Origin of the sequence: Wolbachia endosymbiont (group B) of Xanthorhoe designata (assembly GCF_964028585.1) — a bacterium.
GTDB lineage: Bacteria > Pseudomonadota > Alphaproteobacteria > Rickettsiales > Anaplasmataceae > Wolbachia.
Map to the genome: position 1 here is coordinate 606,475 of NZ_OZ034794.1, position 20,776 is coordinate 627,250.

Sequence of the window (20,776 nt, forward strand, 5' to 3'; positions counted from 1 at the left end):
TGATATAGTTTTTTTCATTTCACTGCCTTTCCAAATTTGAAGCAGGTTGTTTGAGCCATAGTACAAAGTAAATATAGTAATTATTTTACACTAAAATTTTTAGTTTTGTTTCTGTGGGTTAGTTGGTACGAGCCTTGCCTTTAAGAAGATGTAAAATCACAATTATTACGAATAACATTCCACCAATAACTGATATAGCTCCACCCGTAATAAAACAAGCACGTGCCAAAATTGATGAAATGCTTGGCAAATCTGCAACTTTTCTTAAAGCTCCATATCCACCAAGCCAAACAAGTCCAGTAATATGGAGAAAATGTCCTAAGCTATATGCATAAATCTGTAATCTTACTATGGAGCTTTTTATTTCTTTACAGCCCAATTTTGGTAACAGCCAGTAGACAAAATTCATAAAAGCTATAGTAATACCAACCACAGAACCGTGATAATGCGCAGGAATGGTAACATTTCCTTCAATAGTTAGCACTCCAAGTACACCTCCATAAATAAACAATACAAACGAGTGGAGCAGATAACTGCCCTTATCATTGAGCAGAGTTTTTATGTTGCAATACACTAATATTGTTAAAAAGCACGGCAGAACTGCTCCAGCAATTCTCATATGCCAGGTAAAAAACTGTATCAATTCAGCACTATCTACCGAATAAATAAAGTATATAAACGGCGCACCTACGGCCAAAACTGTGTTTATAAATAGTGGTAAAATGGTAATTTTATTTAGACTAATATAACGAGCATTCAGTATGGTCAAATAAACTAAAAACATTGCTTGAGCAAAAGCAAACTGCAGTAAATGTCCGCCTCCCCAAAAGAGATATTCATAAAATAAATTCTTGTCTGAGTGATATAGACCTGGAGGCATATTTTTATGTGCTAAAACAACACAAAGAAATGATGACACAAGTATAATGACCAGGCCAATTTGTCCGATTGAAAGATATGAGTCTTGTTTATTTGATATGTAGGCTAGGGCTGCATTTATCAATATGCTGGTAATGAAAAGACTGAGTCCAAGTAAAAATAATTTGTTTTGTAATACGGGAATATAGTTACTTTTGATAACTTCAGTGTTTGGAACAAATGCGGATATAAACATCAGCAGCATAGAAAGGGTTGATAGAGCCCATAAAAAATTGAGCCATTTACTGGTATTTTGTAGGTTTATAATAAAGAGCAGAGATATTATAGAGCACATCCACACCAAAATTGACAAATTCACATGTATCACCAGTGCATTATCAAAAATATATTGTGCGGAGGGAATGAGAGAGGAAATGAAAGGCAATCGTAGAAAGATAACAATTATTGATAGCAAACCAGAGCAAGCAAGGGCACATACTGCCAAGAATACCCATTGCCTACAAAGTGGAGTGTTATCTTGTATGTTGAGCATTTACTTTTAGGTACTATAGCATAAGACAGTGTACATTTTTCAAATTGATATGCATAGTTTAAATGAATGACATTACAACAATATCTTTCATCCTGAAAATGCTGCGTCCATTTCCATTTCATATTGTGGTAGTATTACTGACAGCGTTAGTCTGGGCTATCGAAATGTGTTTTAATCAATACTTGATAAAAATTATTACAGTAAGAGCATCTTTACATAATGGCATGACATTACGTTAATGCTTTTGATCCACAATTAAGAACATTTTCGTTGTGATTTAGGTTTCTAGTATGTATATTAATGAATCTTGTTTTCACTAAATAATGAAAATAATAATTGTCATGATAATGTTATTGTATAGTAACTATACAATGGCAAGCGAACGAATAAGTTTAGTAGATAAAAAATTATCTCAAGGATATGTAGCTCCAATACTTACAGAAAATAGCGTTATTTTACCAGACAAGCACGGTACCTTATATTCCTTTGATATCGATAACCCAAGAGTTATAAATTGGAAATTATACCTCTCAAGTAGAAAAAAAATTGGTAATATGAGTCTATCGAGCTACAAAAAAATGTTTTCTTTGTAGTGAATAACATTCTACACACAATAGACGTAAAGACAGGGGAGATTCAATGGGAAAAAGAATTGAGATCTCCGGTAAGAGGGAAAACAGTAGTAATAAATAATAAGCTCTTAGTATTGACTATTGATAACTATCTGCATGCATTTGATATAAAAGATGGCAGTCCCATTTGGGCTTATCAAAATGGTATAAATGAGGTTCGAGGTTTATATTCCATCTCACCAGCAATCTCTAATGATAAAATAATAGCACCATTTTCAAATGGTGAGTTAATAGCTTTTAATGAAGAAGGTAAAAAATTATGGAGCCAAAAATTGGCTACCAACCTTTTGGATACACAGCTTACAGATGTAACTACTACACCTAGAGTGCACGATAACATCTTAATAGCTACGAGTAATTCTTATATTTACGGCATTGATGTAAAATCAGGAAATATCTCATGGTCAAAGCCACTACAAGTAAAAAGTGTATCAGACATAGAGTCATATTATAGCCCTCTTATTCCTGCAGAGAAACAAAAAGAAGGCGGAAGAATTTTCATGGTGACTAAAAATAATAAGGTAATTGGCATCGACATACAAAGTGGAAAAACAGTTTGGACATCTGATTTTATAGAGAATGTGCAATTGTTTGTTCCAATTATGTATGCCCATACGCTTTGGGTAACAAGTAATAAAGGTTCAATATTTGCTTTTCCTGGATCTGAAAGTACAGGAAGGGTAATTAAAATACCTGGTAATGTGTTTCATGCTCCAGTATTTACCCATGGTAAGATGTATATAACGACTGAAGGAAATGGTGTTTATTCTTTAGAAAATAGGTTTATTTTTTATGACTGATTATGATTTAATTATTATAGGTGGTGGTCCAGGTGGTTACAAATGCGCTATTGCTGCTGCAAAACTTGGACTCAAAGTTGCTTGTATAGACAAAAATAGCATTTTTGGTGGCACGTGTTTGCGAGTTGGGTGTATACCATCAAAAGCATTACTCCATTCCTCTTATCAGTATGCTAACGCGAAAAATAATCTATCAAAACTTGGCATAAAAGTTAAGGATGTAAGTCTCGATTTGAGAGAAATGATAGGCTATAAAGACGCTAGAGTTCAGGAACTTGGAAAAGGCATAGAATATCTGTTTAACCTTTACAAAATTACTAACATCAATGGACTTGGAAAAATTACTTCTTTTGATCAAGGCAACCTTGAAGTTTCAGTTGAAGGTAAGGTACTGAAGGCAAAAAATATAGTAATTGCAACTGGTTCTGATGTTAGTTCTCTACCAGGAATTGATATTGATGAGAAAAATATCATTTCATCAACTGGTGCATTGTCTTTAACTGAAGTACCAAAAAAACTTGTTGTAATTGGAGCTGGGGCAATAGGACTTGAAATGTCTTCTGTGTGGAATAGGCTGGGCTCTGAAGTTACTGTAGTAGAGTTTTTTGATAGAATCGCTGCAGCAATGGATGGCGAACTAAGTAAGTCTTTACTTTCTAGTCTACAAAAGCAGGGAATAAAATTTTTACTCAGCACCAAAGTTGAAGAGATAAAACAAAGTAGTAACTCTTTGAGTGTGAAAGTTTGCTCTGTAAAAGATAATCAAACAAACTCTATAGAGGCGGATAAGGTATTGGTTGCAGTAGGACGCAAACCATGCTCTGAGGGTCTTGAAAAAATAGAAAAAGACAGTCGTGGCTTTATTCAAGTCAATAGTAGGTATGAAACCAATGTAAAAGGAATATTTGCTATTGGTGACGTCATTGGCGGAGCAATGCTTGCTCACAAAGCTGAGGAAGAAGGGGTGACAGTTGCAGAGATACTAGCAAGGCAATTGCCTCACGTTGATTATGAAATCATACCGTCAGTCATTTACACCCACCCTGCAGTTTCTTCAATCGGTAAAACTGAAGAAGAACTAAAAAGTGCTGGTCGAAAGTATAAAGTTGGTAAATGTCAATTTGCTGCAAACGGTAGAGCAAAAGTCACTGACGATGCTGAGGGATTCGTGAAAGTTCTGACTTGTAGCAAAGCAGATACAATACTCGGTGTACATATCATAGGAGCATACGCTGATACGCTAATCAATGAAGCAGCGGTTGCAATGGCATATGGTGCAGCAGCAGAGGATATATACAGAATTTGTCACTCTCATCCTGATATAAATGAAGCCTTTAGGGATGCGTGCATCGATGCTTTCTTTAAAAAGTAACTGTGGACCTCGGTTCAATCATTGAAAAATGGTATGATTGGCTAAAGTACAACAGGTCTTACTCACCAAACACTTTGGAGTCATACATGAGGGACCTCAAGGATCTTATAAGTTTCCTAAATACTCACATTGATGAAGAAGTAAATGTTGGCTCTTTAGAAAAATTAAGCATACCTGAACTGAGAAGTTGGTTTACCTCTCGTTATGCAAGAGGTGTAAATGCGAGATCTAACACTCGCGCATTGTCAGTAATCAGAAATTTTTTCAAATATATAAAAAACAATTATGAAATAAATAATGAAGCGGTATTTTCTTTATCAAGGCCAATTCAGAGAAGAACTCTACCTAAAGCACTTTCAATATCTAACATAGAAACTCTATTGAAAGAAATGAAATTGCCTGATCTAGGCGAGCCTTGGGTGGTAAAAAGAGAAATTGCAATTGTCGTTCTGCTATATGGTACGGGCTTAAGAATCACTGAAGCATTGAATCTTAAGGTTAGTGATATTAGCAATGAAAGTTTAATAGTAACAGGTAAGGGAGATAAACAAAGGCAGGTATTTATTCTTCCAGTAGTAAAAAAGTGTATACAAAAATATATAAAAGCTTGTCCTCACTTTGACGAAGTGGGACATCTTTTTGTGGGGGTAAGAGGAAAAAAATTGGGAAGAACTTATGTTGCTAATCGTTTGCAAAAAATAAGAAGATTTTTAAACTTACCAGAAATTTTATCTCCACATGCATTTCGCCATAGTTTTGCTACTCATTTGCTTCAGGAAGATATTGACATAAGATCAATACAACAGCTGCTTGGCCACTCAAGCCTTGAAACTACTCAAGTTTACACTCACCTAAATTATCAAGATGTCTTCAATATGTATAAAAACTTTCAGAAAAGTTTGAATAAAAAATCGAAATCTTAACTTCGTCTTAAATCGATAATATTGCCGAACTGAGTGCTTGCAACATCATTCAGTACTGTACTTGCTTTATATAAGCAATAGTGACCAGCAGAGAAGAAAGCAAAAACGTTTTGCAAAAGGTTATGAATGAAAGAGAATAGACAGCAGAATTTAAATTAGAAGCTATGTAAAGAAACAAGTCAAGCAAATAGCAAAAGATCTGGGACCGCACACCTAGGCACTCAATTTTAATTTTTCACTCAAAACCAAGTTTACGACATCAGGGCTGGCTTTTCCTTTGGTGGATTTCATGACTTCACCAACAAAGAACCCATACAATCTTGTTTTACCACCCTTATATTCTTGAACTTTATCTTGGTTGTCATTGATGATTTTATCTATTACCTCTGAGATTTGACATGTGTCAGTTATTTGCTTGAGATTCTGCTCTTCTATAATAAGGGATGCAGGCTTTCCAGTTTCAAACATAATATCAAAAACTTGTTTACCAAGTTTAGCAGAGATCGTTCCATCGACGATAAAGTCGAGGAGCTCGGATAAAGCATCTGCTTTAATTGGAGAACTAACAATATCAATATTTGTTTTATTTAAACGACCGAAAAGCTCGACGGTTAACCAGGTAACTGCAATCTTTGAATCATGCTTTTTTGCTAATTTTTCAAAATAATCGGCAATTTCTTTATCAGAAGTGATAACGTCTGCATCATATTCATTGATACCTAATTCCTCTATGTATCGAAGTTTTTTTTGATCTGGCAACTCGGGTAAAGATGATTTAATAGAATCAATTTTGTCTTGGCTTATTTCAACAGGTAGCAAATCAGGTTCAGGGAAATATCTATAGTCACTTGAATCTTCTTTGCTTCTCATCACTTTTGTTTTTCCTAAAGTGACATCAAACAATAAGGTATCTTGACTTATTTCTCCTCCGCTTTCCAAAATTTTGATCTGCCTTTGTGCTTCATAATCTATAGCTTGTACAATATAACGTATTGAATTTAAGTTTTTTATTTCACAACGAGTGCCAAACGTGCTACTACCCTTTAGGCGAACAGAAACATTTGCATCACAGCGAAGTGACCCCTTTTCCATATCACCATCACATGAACCGATGTAACGCAAAATCTGCCTCAATTTTTTCATGAATTCTGCAGCTTCTGCAGATGAACGGAGATCTGGCTCTGAAACAATTTCCATTAAAGCAACGCCTGCACGATTTAAATCTATGTAAGTTTTGCTTTCTTCATGAATACTCTTTCCTGCATCTTGCTCTAAGTGAATTCTTGCGATTCTTATTTCTTTTTCATTATTATTGATAAAAACTTTGCCATTTTTAACTATTGGCTCAAAGAACTGGGTTATTTGATAACCTTGTGGTAAATCGGGATAAAAATAATTTTTCCGGTCAAAGTAAGAGCATTTATTAATTTCTGCAGAAATTGCAAGTCCGGTGCATATTGCTTGCTCTATGCAGCTATAATTTAATACTGGTAATGTACCTGGCATTCCTGCATCAACTAGAGAAACTTGAGTATTGTGCTCAGTGCCAAATTCCGTTAGTGAACTAGAAAATAGCTTTGTCTTAGAAGAAACCTGAGCGTGTACCTCAAGTCCAATTACTGTCTCCCAGTTTTCTTTTGTCATGTATTTTATTCAATTAATAACTTTATATTCTGCAAACTAGCACAAAAAGTCAAATAAAACTCATTTAACCTATGATCCAAGAGCGGTGTATATCAATAATATAAGAGTTACTACAGTTTCTATTGACTAGGCTGTTATATAATAAAGTTAAGTGCTGCCAAAAAATATCTATAGTAGGCCAAAACATAATTTTGATGGCAACTGATTAGCTAACAAATTTATAAATATCAGTATATAGTTCATCAATGCCTGGCTCTTTACTATTTTTAGCAAAATCTTCTGACTTTTTTACTAAATCTCGTATTTCCTTATCAATAGCTTTGCATTCTTCATCAGAAGCGATTTTATTGTCTGTTATATACTGCTTTAAGGTGCTTATAGGATCATGATTTTGCTTCATATCTTCAACTTCTTCTTTTGAACGATAAGTAGCAGGATCTGACATCGAATGGCCACGATATCTATATGTCTTCATTTCAAGTAAGAGAGGTCCTTTTCCCCCACGTACGTGCTCAGCTATTTCACTTGTTACCTCATAGACAGAGAAAAAATCCATTCCATCAACTTGTTTTCCAGGAATACCAAAACTCTCTCCTCTTTTATATAGTTCAGTTACTAAAGTTGATCTTTGTACAGAAGTTCCCATTGCGTATTCGTTATTTTCTATGATATAAACCACAGGTAACTTCCACAAAGATGCCATATTAAATGATTCATATACTTGTCCTTGATTTGCAGCACCGTCACCAAAATATGTGAATACAACGTTATCTTTTTTCTTGTATTTATTAGCAAATGCTATTCCTGTACCAATTGGGACTTGTGCACCTACTATTCCATGTCCACCAAAGAAATTTTTTTCAACATCAAATATGTGCATGGAGCCACCTTTGCCTTTTGAACACCCTGTTTCTTTGCCGGTTAGTTCTGCCATCACAACATTCGGATCAGAATTACATGCAAGCATTAAGCCATGGTCTCTATAGCTTGTGATAAAAGCATCACCAGATTTTGATGCAGCTTGAGTCCCAACTGCAACTGCTTCTTGCCCTATTGATAAGTGACAGAATCCGCCTATTAATCCCATTCCGTATAATTGTCCTGCTTTTTCCTCAAATCCGCGTATGAGAAGCATTTTTCTGTAGAATCCAATCACCTGTTCTTTAGTGAAATTTTCTGCTTTCATATTGACTTTCTTTTATTAAATTGAGATCATACCAGAAATTTTTGACATTTTATAATACTATCTATATGGACTACTATCACTGGCTTGAAGCTTTTCACGTTATCTCTGTAATTATGTGGGTGGCAGGTATGCTCTATTTGCCAAGGCTTTATGTTTACCATGCATCTGTAAAACCAGGGTCAGAAAATGACAGCTTACTTCAAATAATGGAGAAGAGACTCCTTAGATATATCATAAACCCTGCAATGCTTTTCTCCCTTAGTTTTGGAATTATGCTAATGATTATTAGGGAAGCATATCGCGAAGGGTGGTTTCATGTAAAAGCGCTAGCATTATTCTTAATGTTTGCTATTCATGGCCTACTTGCAAAGCATAGGAAAAATTTTGCAGTGGGCTTGAATAAGAAAACTCACGTTTATTTTCGTGTTTTAAACGAAGCAGTAACAGTGTTAATAATAATTATAGTTATTATGGTTATTGTAAAACCTTTTTGATTTTCTAGCCTAATGCTGAACCATTGAATGGAGTATAAGAATTGTTACTAAATAGTTTATTCTGATGTTCCATAGTCTAAGTAAAATACTTAAGGCATAGATTCTTTGTTTTTGTGTGTTATCCTGGTTAACAAGAATTCGCAGTAGTATTATAATGAGTAAGTTAAAAAAGCTTAGTGCTGGACTTTCTTTGACAGGCCTGATTGGTAGTGATGATATAGATATGCAAAGAGCAGGAAATAAAAAGAAGAAATATCAATTTTTGGATAAGACGTTCGCATGGATTGATGCGATGATAAATTTTATTTTTAAACGTGAGAGTAATAACGTAAATGAAGTCCTAAAAGTCACATGGGGACCACTATTTTTTGGTTTAGTGGTGATATTCATCTTTTTTGGAATAGGTGGTATTTGGTCGGCTATAGCTCCAATTGACGGAGCAGTGCATGCAAGTGGAGAAGTTATTGTCTCTTCAAATAGAAAAATAGTGCAACACTTGGGTGGGGGAATAATAAGCAAAATTTTAGTAAAAGAAGGTCAAGCAGTTAAAAAAGATGAGCCTTTAGTTTTATTAAGTGATGTTAATGAAAAGGCAAATTTGAGTATAATTAAAGAAAAACTCTTATCGTTTTTATCAACTGAAGCAAGACTTATTGCAATTAGGGGAGACTTAGATACGCTAGAATTTTCTGATGAGGTTAAAAGATTATCTAACGATGAACTTGTAAATAAAGCGATAAAGAATCAGGTAAAGTTGTTCAACTCTCAGAGAAAGAGTATATTAGGAAAAACTGACATACTGCAACAACGTATAAAGCAGTTAAATGATGAATTAGCAGGGCTAAATTTTCAACTAAATGCAGCCCATAAGCAATATGACTTGATAACTGAAGAGTTAGAAACAAAAAGACAATTACTTGATAGTGGCCATATAAGCAAACCACACATTTTAGCTTTAGAAAAACAGTTTGCTGACATTGAGGGTAGAGTTGGACATTACCGTTCTGCAATATCTCAAGTACAGCAAAAGATTGGAGAAAATGAGTTAGAGATTATAAATGTGAAGAATGATGCTCAAGAAAGAGCAAATGCTGAGCTTAAGGAAGTTAATACATCTATTGCAGACTTAAAAGAGAGGCTGATGGTTGCTGAAGATTCGTTAGCACGTACAATAATTAAATCACCTCAAGATGGTATAGTTACAGATATAAGATACCACACTGAAGGTGGTGTTATACAATCTGGAGTTCCAATCATGAGTATAGTACCATCAGATGATGATCTAATAATAAATGCTAAAGTTCTAACCAGAAACATAGAAGAGATACTGTCAGCAAAAAAGAAAGATAGCAATATAGTCTCTATCGACGGACTAGAAGGGCTGAAAGTTAAAGTAAGGCTGAGTGCTTATAGTGCACGTCGCTTAAGTTTAATTAACGGTATAGTAAACCATATTTCCCCTGATGCTCTTGATGATCCAAGGATGGGGCGTTATTATTCAGTGCGAGTGGTGATACCAAAATCAGAACTTGCTCAATTTAAAAACGTATACCTATATCCTGGTATGCCAGCAGAAGTATATATAGTTACTCAATCTCGCACTCTTTTATCGTTCTTGTTTACACCTATAATTGCAACATTCGATAGATCTTTCATAGAGAGATAATTTATTTGGCTTTTCTAAAAAATTTGTTTACAGAGTTTGATATGCAAAAAAATTTACACACAAGTAGTGTATTATTTTATAATTATTTTCTATAATATGTAAATCTTTGATTTAAGATGCAAATGCTAACGTAAACATTAAAGGTTAATTAGTAAACTCAGCTGTATAATAGAATTAAAGGAATTAGTAAGATTTTTACCTCAATGAATTATAAATAGGCAAACTTACTTAAAGTTTAATAGTGTCTGTTACTGCTTTTAGGTGTGAGGCTAGAGGGTTATTAGCAGTAACAGACACTATTAAACTTATTATAGAACTTCCTTAAAGTAAATACTTAAGTTAAAATAGATTCATGTAAATGCTTTTTCCTCAAGTTAGTATCGTATTATTATATTTATTAAATGCTAAAAAAACATTAATCATCATTTACTTTTGATTCAATATTTAGCAAAACACTTGTGTACATTCTATAATCTCTGTTTGCATAGTAAGTGTATATATATTATTATACAGTTAGTTTTACAGCAAAAAATATGGTGAAGTTATTTGCATTATTGATAATGTTTTACTCAAACATATCAATTGCTTCTGCTCCTACTTCTTGGCAATTTGGATTTCCTGCGCCTGCAACTGAGATAATGGAGGTTGTAGTTAAGTCACATTCGTTTGTGATGAGTGTAATGATTGCAATTATGCTTTTTGTATGGGCCCTGCTTGCTTATGTAGTATTTCGCTTTCGTAAGGGCAAAGTGAAAAATGTCAGTAAAATAACTCATAATATCTTTGTAGAAATTATCTGGTTTGTTATACCAACGATTATTGTTGGGGTATTGGCTTTTAAAAATGCTGAATTAATTAAACTACAGGAGAAAGTGCCAAAAGCTGACATAACACTAAAAGTTATTGGTCATCAATGGTATTGGAGTTACCAGTACCCAGAATATCAAGGTATTTCATTTGACAGCTATATAAAAGGAAAAGAAGACTTTACCGAAAGAGATTTAAAACTATTGTCTGTTGATAATAACGTTATTTTACCTATCAATACTAATATTCGTTTACAAGTGACAGCAGGAGATGTAATACATAGCTGGGGAATACCGGCTTTTGGTATAAAAATTGATGCAATACCAGGTAGGCTGAATGAAGCATGGTTTAACGTTACAAAGCCCGGTATTTATTATGGGCAATGTTATGAACTATGTGGTCAAGGTCATGGATTTATGCCAATTGTTGTTGAAGCAGTGAGTAAAGAAGATTTTAATAAGTGGATTGAAGATAAAAAATTAGTAAGTTAAGTTTGGAGTATAGATATGAGTGATGTACCAAAAGGTATAAGACGTTGGCTGTTTTCTACTAATCACAAAGATATAGGGACACTATACATTATTTTTTCCATATTAGCTGGAATTATTGGTGGATTATTATCGGTAATTATTCGTACTCAGCTAATGCACATTAATATACTTAACAATAATTACCAGCTATATAACGTAATGATTACAGGGCATGCGGTAATAATGGTGTTTTTTATGATAATGCCAGCCTTAATGGGGGGATTTGGTAATTGGTTCGTACCTCTCATGATTGGTTCACCAGATATGGCATTTCCTCGTATGAATAATTTAAGTTTTTGGTTATTAGTATCATCTTTTATTCTGCTCATTCTCTCGGTGTTTGCTGGCGAAGGTCCTGGGACAGGATGGACTTTATACCCACCTCTATCGCAAATCATGTCTCACCCAAGTGCAGGAGTTGATCTTGCTATACTTGCACTTCATGTTGCTGGTATGTCATCAATTGTTGGGGCGATCAACTTTATAGTCACTATATTCAATATGCGTGCAAAAGGCATGTCACTCACTAAAATGCCACTGTTTGTTTGGTCTGTTCTATTAACATCGTTTATGTTAATTGTAGCTTTACCGGTACTTGCTGGTGCTATAACTATGCTGCTCACTGATCGCAATATTGGCACTTCCTTTTTTGATCCTGCTGGTGGTGGTGATCCTGTGTTATTTCAACATCTGTTTTGGTTTTTTGGTCACCCAGAGGTTTATATCATTATTTTTCCTGCGTTTGGCATTATAAGCCAAGTCGTGTCAACTTTTTCCCATAGACCAGTATTTGGCTATAAGGGAATGGTTTATGCAATGATAGGTATAGCAGCATTTGGTTTTATGGTTTGGGCTCACCATATGTTTACTGTTGGGCTTAGCGAAGATGCTGCTGTGTTTTTTAGCACTACAACAATTTTTATTGGTGTTATAACTGGTGTAAAAGTCTTTAGTTGGATTGCAACTATGTGGGGTGGGGCAATTGAATTTAAAACCCCTATGCTATTTGCGCTAGGTTTTATTTTTATGTTTGTTGGTGGTGGTATAACCGGAATAATTCTTTCTCACGGTGGAATAGATAAACTTTTGCATGATACCTATTATGTCGTTGCTCACTTTCACTATGTCATGTCGCTTGCTGCATTGTTTGGAGCCTTTGCTGGTTTTTATTATTGGATAGGTAAAATGTCAGGTAAGCAATATAACGAGTGTTTAGGAAAGGTACACTTTTGGCTCACTTTTATTAGCACTAATGTTACTTTCTTACCTCAGCATTTCCTAGGATTAGCCGGCATGCCAAGGCGTATACCTGATTATCCCGACGCGTTTATCCCTTGGAATTATATATCCTCAATTGGTTCATATATGTCCTTTGTTTCAGTTATGTTTTTTATATTTATAGTTATACATCTCTTCAAATGGGGCAAAAAAACTGGAGATAATCCTTGGGAAGGTGACACTTTAGAATGGACAGTATCTTCGCCACCGCCTTTTCATACTTTTGAAAAACCACCAGTGATAAAATAGAATGTACACAAGTATTTTGCTAAATGTTGAATCAACAATACTGGATTTTTGGCATTTGCTAAAGCCAAGGATAATGTACCTTGTAGTGTTTACTGCAGTTGCTGGAATGGTTGCTGCACCAGGTAGCATTCATCCTTTTCTTATACTAATATCTCTGATATGCATTGCCCTTGGCTCAGGATCTGCAGGTGCGATAAATATGTGGTATGACAGAGATATAGACTTGCTTATGGAGAGAACAAAAAACCGCCCTATACCTTCAGGTAGAGTTCCTGCAGAAAGCGCGCTTGAGTTTGGCATAACTCTTGGAATATTATCAGTATTTATCATGGCAATAGCAGTGAACTATGTTTCTGCTGCTTTGCTTGCAATTAGCATATTATTTTATGTTTTTGTGTATACAATTTGGCTCAAAAGGCGTACTCCGCAGAATATTGTTATTGGTGGTGCAGCGGGTGCTTTTCCTCCAATGATTGGCTGGGCAGTTGTAACTGACTCTGTAAGCTGGGAAAGTTGTATTCTATTTTTAATAATTTTTATGTGGACTCCACCACATTTTTGGGCTCTATCTTTAAACAGATCTGAAGATTATACAAAAGCATCGATTCCAATGTTCAATATCGTTTATGGCTCAGAAAAAACGAGGAGATACATACTAATCTATAGCGTGTTACTAGTGTTAACTAGTTTACTTCCAGCATTATTTTTGAAAAAAGCTCTATTTTACCTCAGCATGGCAATTATTGAAGGTTGTGTTTTTATTTGGTTTGCCGCATCCGTTATAAGGCTTAAGAGTTATAGCTCGCAGAAAAAAATGTTTTCTTACTCAATTTCTTATCTATTTTCTCTGTTTGCTAGTATTATTTTTTGTTCTATTGACTTGTTTTGACTATGAAAGAGCATAAAAACTATCTTTTACTTTCTCTTCTAATAATACTCGTTGCAGCACTTTTTTTTGTTTCCATAATAAAATTTAAAGGTGTGGCTTAAATTGCCTCTATATCTATAAAAATAGTATTTTCATAGAAGTAACGGTATACTTTAATTCATTCACTACAGTAAAGATGAATAAAAAGGAAGTGACAATATACACAGATGGAGCATGCCTTGGTAACCCTGGTTTAGGGGGGTGGGCAGCGATCATATTATTTCAAAATCATAGAAAGAATATTTTTGGTAGAGAAGAAAATACTACAAATAATAAAATGGAGTTAACAGCAGTGATCAATGGACTGAAGGTATTAAAAATTCCTTGTAATGTCAATTTATATACGGATAGTCTTTATGTTAAGCATGGTATAACAGAATGGATAAATAAGTGGAAAATGAATGGTTGGAAGACAAGTAATAAGAAGTCAGTAAAAAATATAGAGTTATGGAAAGAATTAGATAATGCTGCTTTGCAACACGAAATTAATTGGAATTGGGTGAAAGCGCATAATGGCGACAAACACAATGAGGAAGCTGATAGTCTAGCAAAAAAAGCAATAATCGATGCTTAAAAAAATTACTATATCATTTTCTATAATTTTATTATTTATATCCTGCTTCTTTATCTTTTTTAAAGGTGAGGGACCTCTAGAAATCAATATTAGTTATATTAATTTCTACATAAAGAAAAAAATATCAAAAATATTCGCCAATTCGGATGTCAGCATGGAGAGTACTTCGGTTATTTGGCATCAAGATGGCAAGCTAGTCATTACAGATTTAAAAATAACAAATCCTGATTTTACAATAGAAGTTCCTGAGCTTTTCGTACACTTTAAGTTAAGTTCCAAAAAGTTCTCTCAGGTTTTGGCTGATAATGTACACATATATATCAAGAGGGAGGAGAGCAAAGAGATAACATCTGTAATGACAGAGAAGATGAGTAGTACAAAAAATCTGCTAAAGACAATAAGAAAATTTTTTTTCTACTTCAATGCAGACTCAAGGATTAAAATTACTAACATTGCTATCAATAAAAGCATGGAAGGTGAATTTTTTATTGATAAAGTATATGTAAGGAAGGGGGAAGATTTCAATGTTTTGGATATTCGTGTCCATACAAAAGAAGGTAAGGGGTTTCTAGATGATTTATCCATTACGATAAAAAACCGTAATAATTTACTAAATTTCTATGGAACATTCTATAACCTAAAGTTGGGGCTATTTAACGAATTTTCCACACTAGTTAAAAGTTACAATTTGGACAAAGAAATAGGATTCAAAGGAAACTTTTCAATTAGAATTAATGGAAAGGATGAAGTTGTGGACGGAAACATATACGTGTTAAATACAGAGAGTCACTCAGGTAAAAATTTAGCCTTGACTAATGTAAATGTAAATTTGACATATAGTGATGAAATCATTAGCGTAAAAAACTTTCATTTTAAGTTAAATGATACTTACCTTTCTTTGATTGGCAAAATGAACTTTGGCACAAATCATGCTTTGCTTAGAGTTAATATTAGTAAACTTGTTGCAAAAGATGTATGTACTTATGTATCAGATGGTCTAGTGAACAATGAATTTAGAAAGTGGTATTGTAATAATATTGATGGGAATATTATAAATACAATTATAAGTTTTAACGGTAAAATCGATAGTTTAATAAATGATGATCTGTCAGGTATTGTAATTGTTGCTGATATAGAAAATGGCAGCGTTCAATTTGATGAGGATTTTGAACGAGTAGAGAACTTGAGTGGTGAGTTAATTCTCAAAGATAACAATCTCAAAATTATTGTAAATAGCGCTAAGTTCCAGAATTTCAATATTGATGGTGGCGAAATTGAGATGCAATCTCTCAATAAAGAGGATTCTGTTCTCACAATTAATGGTCAGGCTGTAAGTGATGCTTATGGGTTATATGAACCTATAAAATTTAAGCTGGATGATATGATGAAGATTACAAGGGACAGTATAGGTGGAATAGCAAAATCTGTATTCAGTTTTCGCATTTTTAATTTAAATGCTGATGATAAAAAAGTAGATTTTTTAGCCAAATTTTATTCTGAAATTGATAATTTTGTCGCGTATAATGGCAGTCTTGGTAAATATGAGATTAAGCTTAATTTCGGCGGAGATTTTATTGATTTAAATGGCAGTGGTATGGTAAATAATACACAGCTGCTATTTGACCTCAAAAGTAGCAATAAAAATGAAAATTTTGCCTGGAGTTTGACTGGAGATTTGCCTGCTCAAATACTTAATTTCGGTGATGGCTATATCAATGCAAATATAGAGTCAGTAATGTATCAAGACAAAACAGGGTATGTTAATGGTAATATAGATTTATCAGAGCTCGAGTTGCGTTCAAGCTACTTAGGGTGGAAAAACCATTTTGAAGATCACAATGAAGTTTTATTTTCTACAAGGCTAAAAGGAGTAGGTAAGTTACTAATAGATAAACTAGATGTTGTAGGAAATGATCTAGACATAAAATTTAGCGGAAGAGTAGAAAATGGAAATCTATATTTAAATTCTAGCAACTTTAAATTACCTGATAATAATTTTAGTATAGAAATTGAATCAGGTAAGGAGAAAAATGCCATAACTATTCACGGTGAGAAAATCAACTTAAGTGATGTGTTAGGTTTACTTGGCAAAGATAGTAATCGATTAAATAACAAAATAGAAATTACTATGAATGTTGATAATATAATTATGAAAGAAGGAATTATCATAAAAGATGCTAAGCTAAATGTAACTTGTGCTAAAGGTAATTGTAGTGGAAGTCAATTCACAGGACAGTTTTTAGAAGATAACAGTAATATACTAGCAGAACATAGTGAAATAGGGCTTGAAATATACGCGGATAATTCAGGTATGCTTTTGCGTTCTTTAGGTATTGGTAAATCAGTTAAAAATGGTAAATTATCTCTTTATCTATCTTCTAAGAGAGAAAATGGAGAACATTATGGTATGTTATCTATCAGCAATTTCTATATCAAAGATGCTCCGCTGCTTACCACTTTATTATCAATGTCTTCACTGCCTGGTATTGTAAATGCTATAAAGAACGAAGGTGTACATTTTTATAAGTGTAATGCACCTTTTTCATATAAAGATGGCACTGTTGAAATTGAAGAGACTTGGCTTGAAGGAGCAGAATTGGGAATTAGCACTAGTGGTAGGCTCGATATTAAGGATTATAAATTCCAAGTTGAAGGACAAGTAATACCAGCATACTCAATTAATAAATCTTTGTTGAAAATTCCTATAATCGGAAAACTTCTGACTGGTGGGAAGAGTGGGGGGATTATTTCGATAGACTACAAAGCAAATGGTGATGATAAGAGCAATAACGTATCTGTTAATCCTATCTCTTCGCTAACCCCAAGCTTACTTAAGAGGTTATTAGGAGTATTTGATCGTATTATGACAAAAACTAATAAAAGCATTTTAAAAGATAGTTTGAAGAAGAAATTTAACTCGATATGACCGAAAGGAAAGTTGTTTATTAATGTTTAGCTAGATGGTAAGCGTTAGATACAATAAACAGAGAAAGTTAGATAAAATAATTAAGGGAACAAGAATATAAAGGTTTAACTTGAAGTAACCGGATAAAATCTGAGTCACACTTCCAAGTGCTGGTACCCACGAAAGCAATGCAACTGCACAAATCAGTAGGTGCCTTACAATTTTTGGTGTTTTGTCTTCATTTTCTAATTTGTGATGTGATTTTCTGATAAAAATTGTTATTCCACCTAAATACCAGTTAGCTATTCCACCAAGACTGGATCCCGATACTCCAAAAAGTAATATAAGTAGTGGATTGTAATGTGACCTAAAGCATAACATAGTGTAAAGCACAAAGCCTTGATGCATGGGTAAGATAAGCGATGATACTAGGCTATCTATAAACAATAGGAGATAATTTTCCATACCAAGTTGTTGTACCATCTTCGTTGTCAGAAATTGTAACCCCCATTTGTTTCAATTGCTCTCTTATTTTGTCTGCAGTATCATAATCTTTATTTTGTTTTGCTACTTTTCTTAAGTCTATCAACCTTTCTATTTCTTGATGACTTACATCACTTGCAAACCACTCTTGATAACTTGACTCAAGAAGACCAATGAACCTTGCGCTTTTAACAAAGTTCTTAGTTAATTTGAGCTTCTCATATTCATTACTTGTCTTATTGATTTCTGTAGCCATTTCATGCAATATGGCTACAGCTTCAGGAATGTTTAAATCGTTTTTCAAAGCGTCTATAAAATCTTTAGAGACTTCTGCATCACTTTCCTCAATACATGTAATACGTAATAACCGATAAAACTTGTTTAAAGTTTCTTGCGACTCAGAGATAACATTTTCTGTCCAATCAAGTGGTTTTCTATAGTGAGTTTTGAGCAGTGCATAACGTATTACTTCACCTCTGACTCCACTATCTAGCAAATCCCTTACTTTGACTATATTAAATAAGGATTTGCTCATTTTCTCTTCATTTACCGTAAGAAAACCGTTGTGTATCCAATATTTTGCAAACGTTGACCCAGCAAATGCAGATTTACTCTGCGCAATTTCATTCTCATGATGAGGAAATTGCAAGTCTATACCGCCACCGTGAATGTCAAAATCTTTGCCAAGGTAAGCATATGACATTGCTGAACATTCTATATGCCACCCTGGTCTTCCCTCTCCCCATGGACTATTCCAGTGACTTGAAAGTTTATAGTCAGTTTCGTTTGCAGGTTTCCAAAGTACGAAGTCTCCTGGGTGTTTTTTATTTTCACCAACTTCAACTCTACTACCGTAGTTTAATTCATCAATTTTTTTTCCTGATAAAACGCCGTATTCAGGGTAAGATTCTACACTAAAATATACATGTTTATTGGATTCATAAGCATGACCAGCTTGCAGCAAAGACTCAATTAACTTGATAATGTTATCTATGTTTTCCGTTGCTTTTGGTTCATATGTTGGTTCTGCACAATTTATGCTTTCCATGTCTTCATGAAAAGTTTTAGTGTAATATTTGCTAATGCTTTCTATATTACTATTTTTCTCATTTGCTGCGTTGATTATCTTGTCATCGATGTCGGTTATATTACGCACATAAGTAACTTTGCCATAACAAAATTTAAGCAGTCGAAATAATACATCGTAAACAACAATAGAACGTGCATTACCTATATGTGCTGTATCATATACTGTTGGCCCACAAACGTACATTTTTACATGATCTTTATCGATCGGTGTAAAGGACTCTTTTTTTTTGTTAAAGTGTTGTAAAGCCTAACCATATACAAAACTTTTTAGAAAAAAAAATGCTCCAAGTATAAGCTGTGGCCCTTTAACTATTACAATAAGGGTAAGTAATAACCCGCACAATGATACTAATACTCCCATTATAGAGAGAAATCCATCTTTGCTCATGATACCCAGTGAAATGAGAGTTGTACCAATTGCAGGAATGAAGTTAGTTAAAGGAAGTGGGATTGCTATCGATAATGCACAAAGCAGCATTATAAATGCTAAAATATTTTCACCAGGACCACGAAAAATGAAAGACATTCTTGGTTTCATGAACTTTTCTATTTTTTTTAATGTAGGTGAAGTCTTCTCTACCACGAGAGCTAGTGTTGAACGTTGAAAAGATTTCCTTTCTAGCCAATTAGGCATCCAAGGAGAATCAAACCCAAATAGAAGCTGCAGTGAAAATAAGATTAAAGGTATAGAAAGAATGGTTGTATAGCCAGGTGGAACAGGTATAGGTACTGATAGTGGTAAGGAGAAGATAATCATTAAAATACCAAAACCACGCTCATGTAAAGCTGTTTTAATATCAAATAATGTTACTTTATCATTATCGTTATTATTAGTATCTGCAACCTCTTTTAGAATATCAGAGGCCAATTTTTTATCTTCAGTCAATTTCACACTTTTTTCCACAATTACCCTTTAATAACAATATAACTTCTAACTAACATAGTTATTGCTATATTTCAATATAGATTATTCATTTCATGCTGTACTTCATTCTTTTATTAAAGTGTTTTAAAGCTTTTAAGTTATAAGGCTTTTAAGAAGAGAAAGTGTTCCGGCTATAAGTTTTGGTCCTTTAACTATTACAATAAGGGTAACCAATAACGCGCAGAATGAAAATAACACTCCCAACGTAGATAAAAATCCATCTTTACCCATAATGCCGAGTGAAATAAGAGTTATACCAATTGCAGGAAGGAAGTGAGTAAAAGGTAATGGAAGAGCTATTATTATTGCACAAAGCAACATCATAAAAGCTAGAATCTTTTCACCCGGACCACGAAAAATGAAAGACATTCTTGGTTTCATGAATTTTTCTATTTTTTTTAATATAGGTGAAGTCTTCTCTACCACGAGAGCTAGTGTTGAACGTTGAAAAGATTTCCTTTCTAGCCAATTAGGCATCCAAGGAGAATCAAACCCAAATAGAAGCTGCAGTGAAAATAAGATTAAAGGTATAGAAAGAATGGTTGTATAGCCAGGTGGAACAGGTATAGGTACTGATAGTGGTAAGGAGAAGATAATCATTAAAATACCAAAACCACGCTCATGTAAAGCTGTTTTAATATCAAATAATGTTACTTTATCATTATCGTTATTATTAGTATCTGCAACCTCTTTTAGAATATCAGAGGCCAATTTTTTATCTTCAGTCAATTTCACACTTTTTTCCACAATTACCCTTTAATAACAATATAACTTCTAACTAACATAATTATTACTGTACTTCAATCATACCTCTTCAATTCTTTAGCCTTGTTTAAACAAATGACACGCACTAAAGTGCGTGTCACGAAACATAAGGAAG

16 protein-coding genes and 2 pseudogenes are annotated in these 20,776 nt (G+C 33.9%); 11 read left to right on the top strand and 7 right to left on the bottom strand.

All coding sequences use genetic code 11. The annotated features are described in order from the left end of the window. Nucleotides 1–118: 118 nt before the first annotated feature. Complete coding sequence (locus ABWU64_RS02880; protein ID WP_353279855.1) at nt 119–1,333, bottom strand: cbb3-type cytochrome c oxidase subunit I; 1,215 nt, start codon at nt 1,331–1,333, stop codon at nt 119–121. Here ABWU64_RS02880 and ABWU64_RS02885 point away from each other — a divergent pair. The 4 genes and pseudogenes from ABWU64_RS02885 (at nt 1,281) to ABWU64_RS02900 (ending at nt 5,138) form a co-directional block, all read left to right on the top strand. Beyond that, a complete protein-coding gene (locus tag ABWU64_RS02885; RefSeq protein WP_353279874.1) occupies nt 1,281–1,421 on the top strand; it encodes a hypothetical protein in 141 nt (46 codons plus the stop codon). The two genes, ABWU64_RS02880 and ABWU64_RS02885, sit on opposite strands and share 53 nt — an antisense overlap. Nucleotides 1,422–1,734: 313 nt before the next feature. After that, nucleotides 1,735–2,843 (top strand): annotated as a pseudogene (locus ABWU64_RS02890) (PQQ-binding-like beta-propeller repeat protein). Next, complete coding sequence (gene lpdA / locus ABWU64_RS02895; protein WP_341815896.1) at nt 2,836–4,215, top strand: dihydrolipoyl dehydrogenase; 1,380 nt, start codon at nt 2,836–2,838, stop codon at nt 4,213–4,215. The pseudogene ABWU64_RS02890 and the gene lpdA overlap by 8 nt, the downstream one beginning before the upstream one ends. A 2-nt stretch (nt 4,216–4,217) precedes the next feature. Continuing rightward, nucleotides 4,218–5,138: a tyrosine-type recombinase/integrase gene (locus tag ABWU64_RS02900; RefSeq protein WP_341815897.1), complete on the top strand. Its 921-nt coding sequence runs from the start codon at nt 4,218–4,220 to the stop codon at nt 5,136–5,138. Nucleotides 5,139–5,351: 213 nt separating this feature from the next. Here the strand turns inward: ABWU64_RS02900 and gatB are convergent, their stop codons facing one another. Together gatB and pdhA are read right to left on the bottom strand one after the other, a co-directional pair. Continuing rightward, nucleotides 5,352–6,782, bottom strand: a complete 1,431-nt coding sequence (gene gatB, locus ABWU64_RS02905) for an Asp-tRNA(Asn)/Glu-tRNA(Gln) amidotransferase subunit GatB (protein WP_341815898.1) — start codon at nt 6,780–6,782, stop codon at nt 5,352–5,354. 205 nt (nt 6,783–6,987) lie between these two features. Beyond that, nucleotides 6,988–7,968, bottom strand: coding sequence for a pyruvate dehydrogenase (acetyl-transferring) E1 component subunit alpha (pdhA, locus tag ABWU64_RS02910; RefSeq protein WP_353279833.1), 981 nt, complete (start codon nt 7,966–7,968; stop codon nt 6,988–6,990). 65 nt (nt 7,969–8,033) lie between these two features. Between pdhA and hemJ the strand changes: the two genes are divergently transcribed. From hemJ to ABWU64_RS02945, 7 genes are all read left to right on the top strand, one after another. After that, on the top strand, nt 8,034–8,462 hold the full coding sequence (gene hemJ / locus ABWU64_RS02915; protein ID WP_127463574.1) for a protoporphyrinogen oxidase HemJ: 429 nt from the start codon (nt 8,034–8,036) through the stop codon (nt 8,460–8,462). A gap of 154 nt (nt 8,463–8,616) precedes the next feature. Beyond that, entirely contained in the window at nt 8,617–10,128 is a 1,512-nt protein-coding gene (locus ABWU64_RS02920) for an HlyD family type I secretion periplasmic adaptor subunit (RefSeq protein WP_353279834.1), read from the top strand. A gap of 533 nt (nt 10,129–10,661) precedes the next feature. Beyond that, nucleotides 10,662–11,426 carry a cytochrome c oxidase subunit II gene (coxB, locus tag ABWU64_RS02925; protein WP_015587679.1) on the top strand — a complete coding sequence of 255 codons (765 nt, stop codon included), beginning with the start codon at nt 10,662–10,664 and terminating at the stop codon, nt 11,424–11,426. Between the two features lie 15 nt (nt 11,427–11,441). After that, nucleotides 11,442–12,992 (top strand): cytochrome c oxidase subunit I, encoded by a 1,551-nt coding sequence (ctaD, locus tag ABWU64_RS02930; RefSeq protein WP_015587680.1) that lies wholly within the window; start codon nt 11,442–11,444, stop codon nt 12,990–12,992. A 1-nt stretch (nt 12,993) separates the two neighbouring features. After that, nucleotides 12,994–13,881 (top strand): heme o synthase, encoded by an 888-nt coding sequence (locus tag ABWU64_RS02935; RefSeq protein WP_341815901.1) that lies wholly within the window; start codon nt 12,994–12,996, stop codon nt 13,879–13,881. A 175-nt stretch (nt 13,882–14,056) separates the two neighbouring features. Further along, complete coding sequence (rnhA, locus tag ABWU64_RS02940) at nt 14,057–14,494, top strand: ribonuclease HI (RefSeq protein WP_353279835.1); 438 nt, start codon at nt 14,057–14,059, stop codon at nt 14,492–14,494. Further along, on the top strand, nt 14,487–17,420 hold the full coding sequence (locus ABWU64_RS02945) for an AsmA-like C-terminal domain-containing protein (protein WP_353279836.1): 2,934 nt from the start codon (nt 14,487–14,489) through the stop codon (nt 17,418–17,420). The genes rnhA and ABWU64_RS02945 overlap by 8 nt, the downstream gene beginning before the upstream one ends. 30 nt (nt 17,421–17,450) lie before the next feature. On the opposite strand, the gene ABWU64_RS02950 is transcribed toward ABWU64_RS02945, so the two are convergent. The 4 genes and pseudogenes from ABWU64_RS02950 to ABWU64_RS02965 form a co-directional block, all read right to left on the bottom strand. After that, nucleotides 17,451–17,864 carry a DedA family protein gene (locus ABWU64_RS02950; RefSeq protein WP_353279837.1) on the bottom strand — a complete coding sequence of 138 codons (414 nt, stop codon included), beginning with the start codon at nt 17,862–17,864 and terminating at the stop codon, nt 17,451–17,453. Further along, nucleotides 17,833–19,226: pseudogene (gene cysS, locus ABWU64_RS02955) on the bottom strand (cysteine--tRNA ligase). The gene ABWU64_RS02950 and the pseudogene cysS overlap by 32 nt, the downstream one beginning before the upstream one ends. Further along, on the bottom strand, nt 19,219–19,875 hold the full coding sequence (locus tag ABWU64_RS02960; protein ID WP_341815904.1) for an exopolysaccharide biosynthesis protein: 657 nt from the start codon (nt 19,873–19,875) through the stop codon (nt 19,219–19,221). Before ABWU64_RS02960 ends, cysS begins: the two are co-directional and overlap by 8 nt. Before the next feature lie 114 nt (nt 19,876–19,989). After that, entirely contained in the window at nt 19,990–20,643 is a 654-nt protein-coding gene (locus ABWU64_RS02965) for an exopolysaccharide biosynthesis protein (protein WP_353279838.1), read from the bottom strand. Nucleotides 20,644–20,776: the final 133 nt, after the last annotated feature.

Excerpts from the sequence above, each read along its gene's own strand:
- rnhA (WP_353279835.1), top strand. The coding sequence starts at position 14,057 with ATGAATAAAAAGGAAGTGACAATATACACAGATGGAGCATGCCTTGGT.
- hemJ (WP_127463574.1), top strand. The coding sequence starts at position 8,034 with ATGGACTACTATCACTGGCTTGAAGCTTTTCACGTTATCTCTGTAATT.
- pdhA (WP_353279833.1), bottom strand. The coding sequence starts at position 7,968 with ATGAAAGCAGAAAATTTCACTAAAGAACAGGTGATTGGATTCTACAGA.
- ctaD (WP_015587680.1), top strand. The coding sequence starts at position 11,442 with ATGAGTGATGTACCAAAAGGTATAAGACGTTGGCTGTTTTCTACTAAT.
- ABWU64_RS02945 (WP_353279836.1), top strand. The coding sequence starts at position 14,487 with ATGCTTAAAAAAATTACTATATCATTTTCTATAATTTTATTATTTATA.
- ABWU64_RS02920 (WP_353279834.1), top strand. The coding sequence starts at position 8,617 with ATGAGTAAGTTAAAAAAGCTTAGTGCTGGACTTTCTTTGACAGGCCTG.
- ABWU64_RS02935 (WP_341815901.1), top strand. The coding sequence starts at position 12,994 with ATGTACACAAGTATTTTGCTAAATGTTGAATCAACAATACTGGATTTT.
- ABWU64_RS02950 (WP_353279837.1), bottom strand. The coding sequence starts at position 17,864 with ATGGAAAATTATCTCCTATTGTTTATAGATAGCCTAGTATCATCGCTT.
- lpdA (WP_341815896.1), top strand. The coding sequence starts at position 2,836 with ATGACTGATTATGATTTAATTATTATAGGTGGTGGTCCAGGTGGTTAC.
- gatB (WP_341815898.1), bottom strand. The coding sequence starts at position 6,782 with ATGACAAAAGAAAACTGGGAGACAGTAATTGGACTTGAGGTACACGCT.
- ABWU64_RS02885 (WP_353279874.1), top strand. The coding sequence starts at position 1,281 with ATGAGAGAGGAAATGAAAGGCAATCGTAGAAAGATAACAATTATTGAT.
- coxB (WP_015587679.1), top strand. The coding sequence starts at position 10,662 with ATGGTGAAGTTATTTGCATTATTGATAATGTTTTACTCAAACATATCA.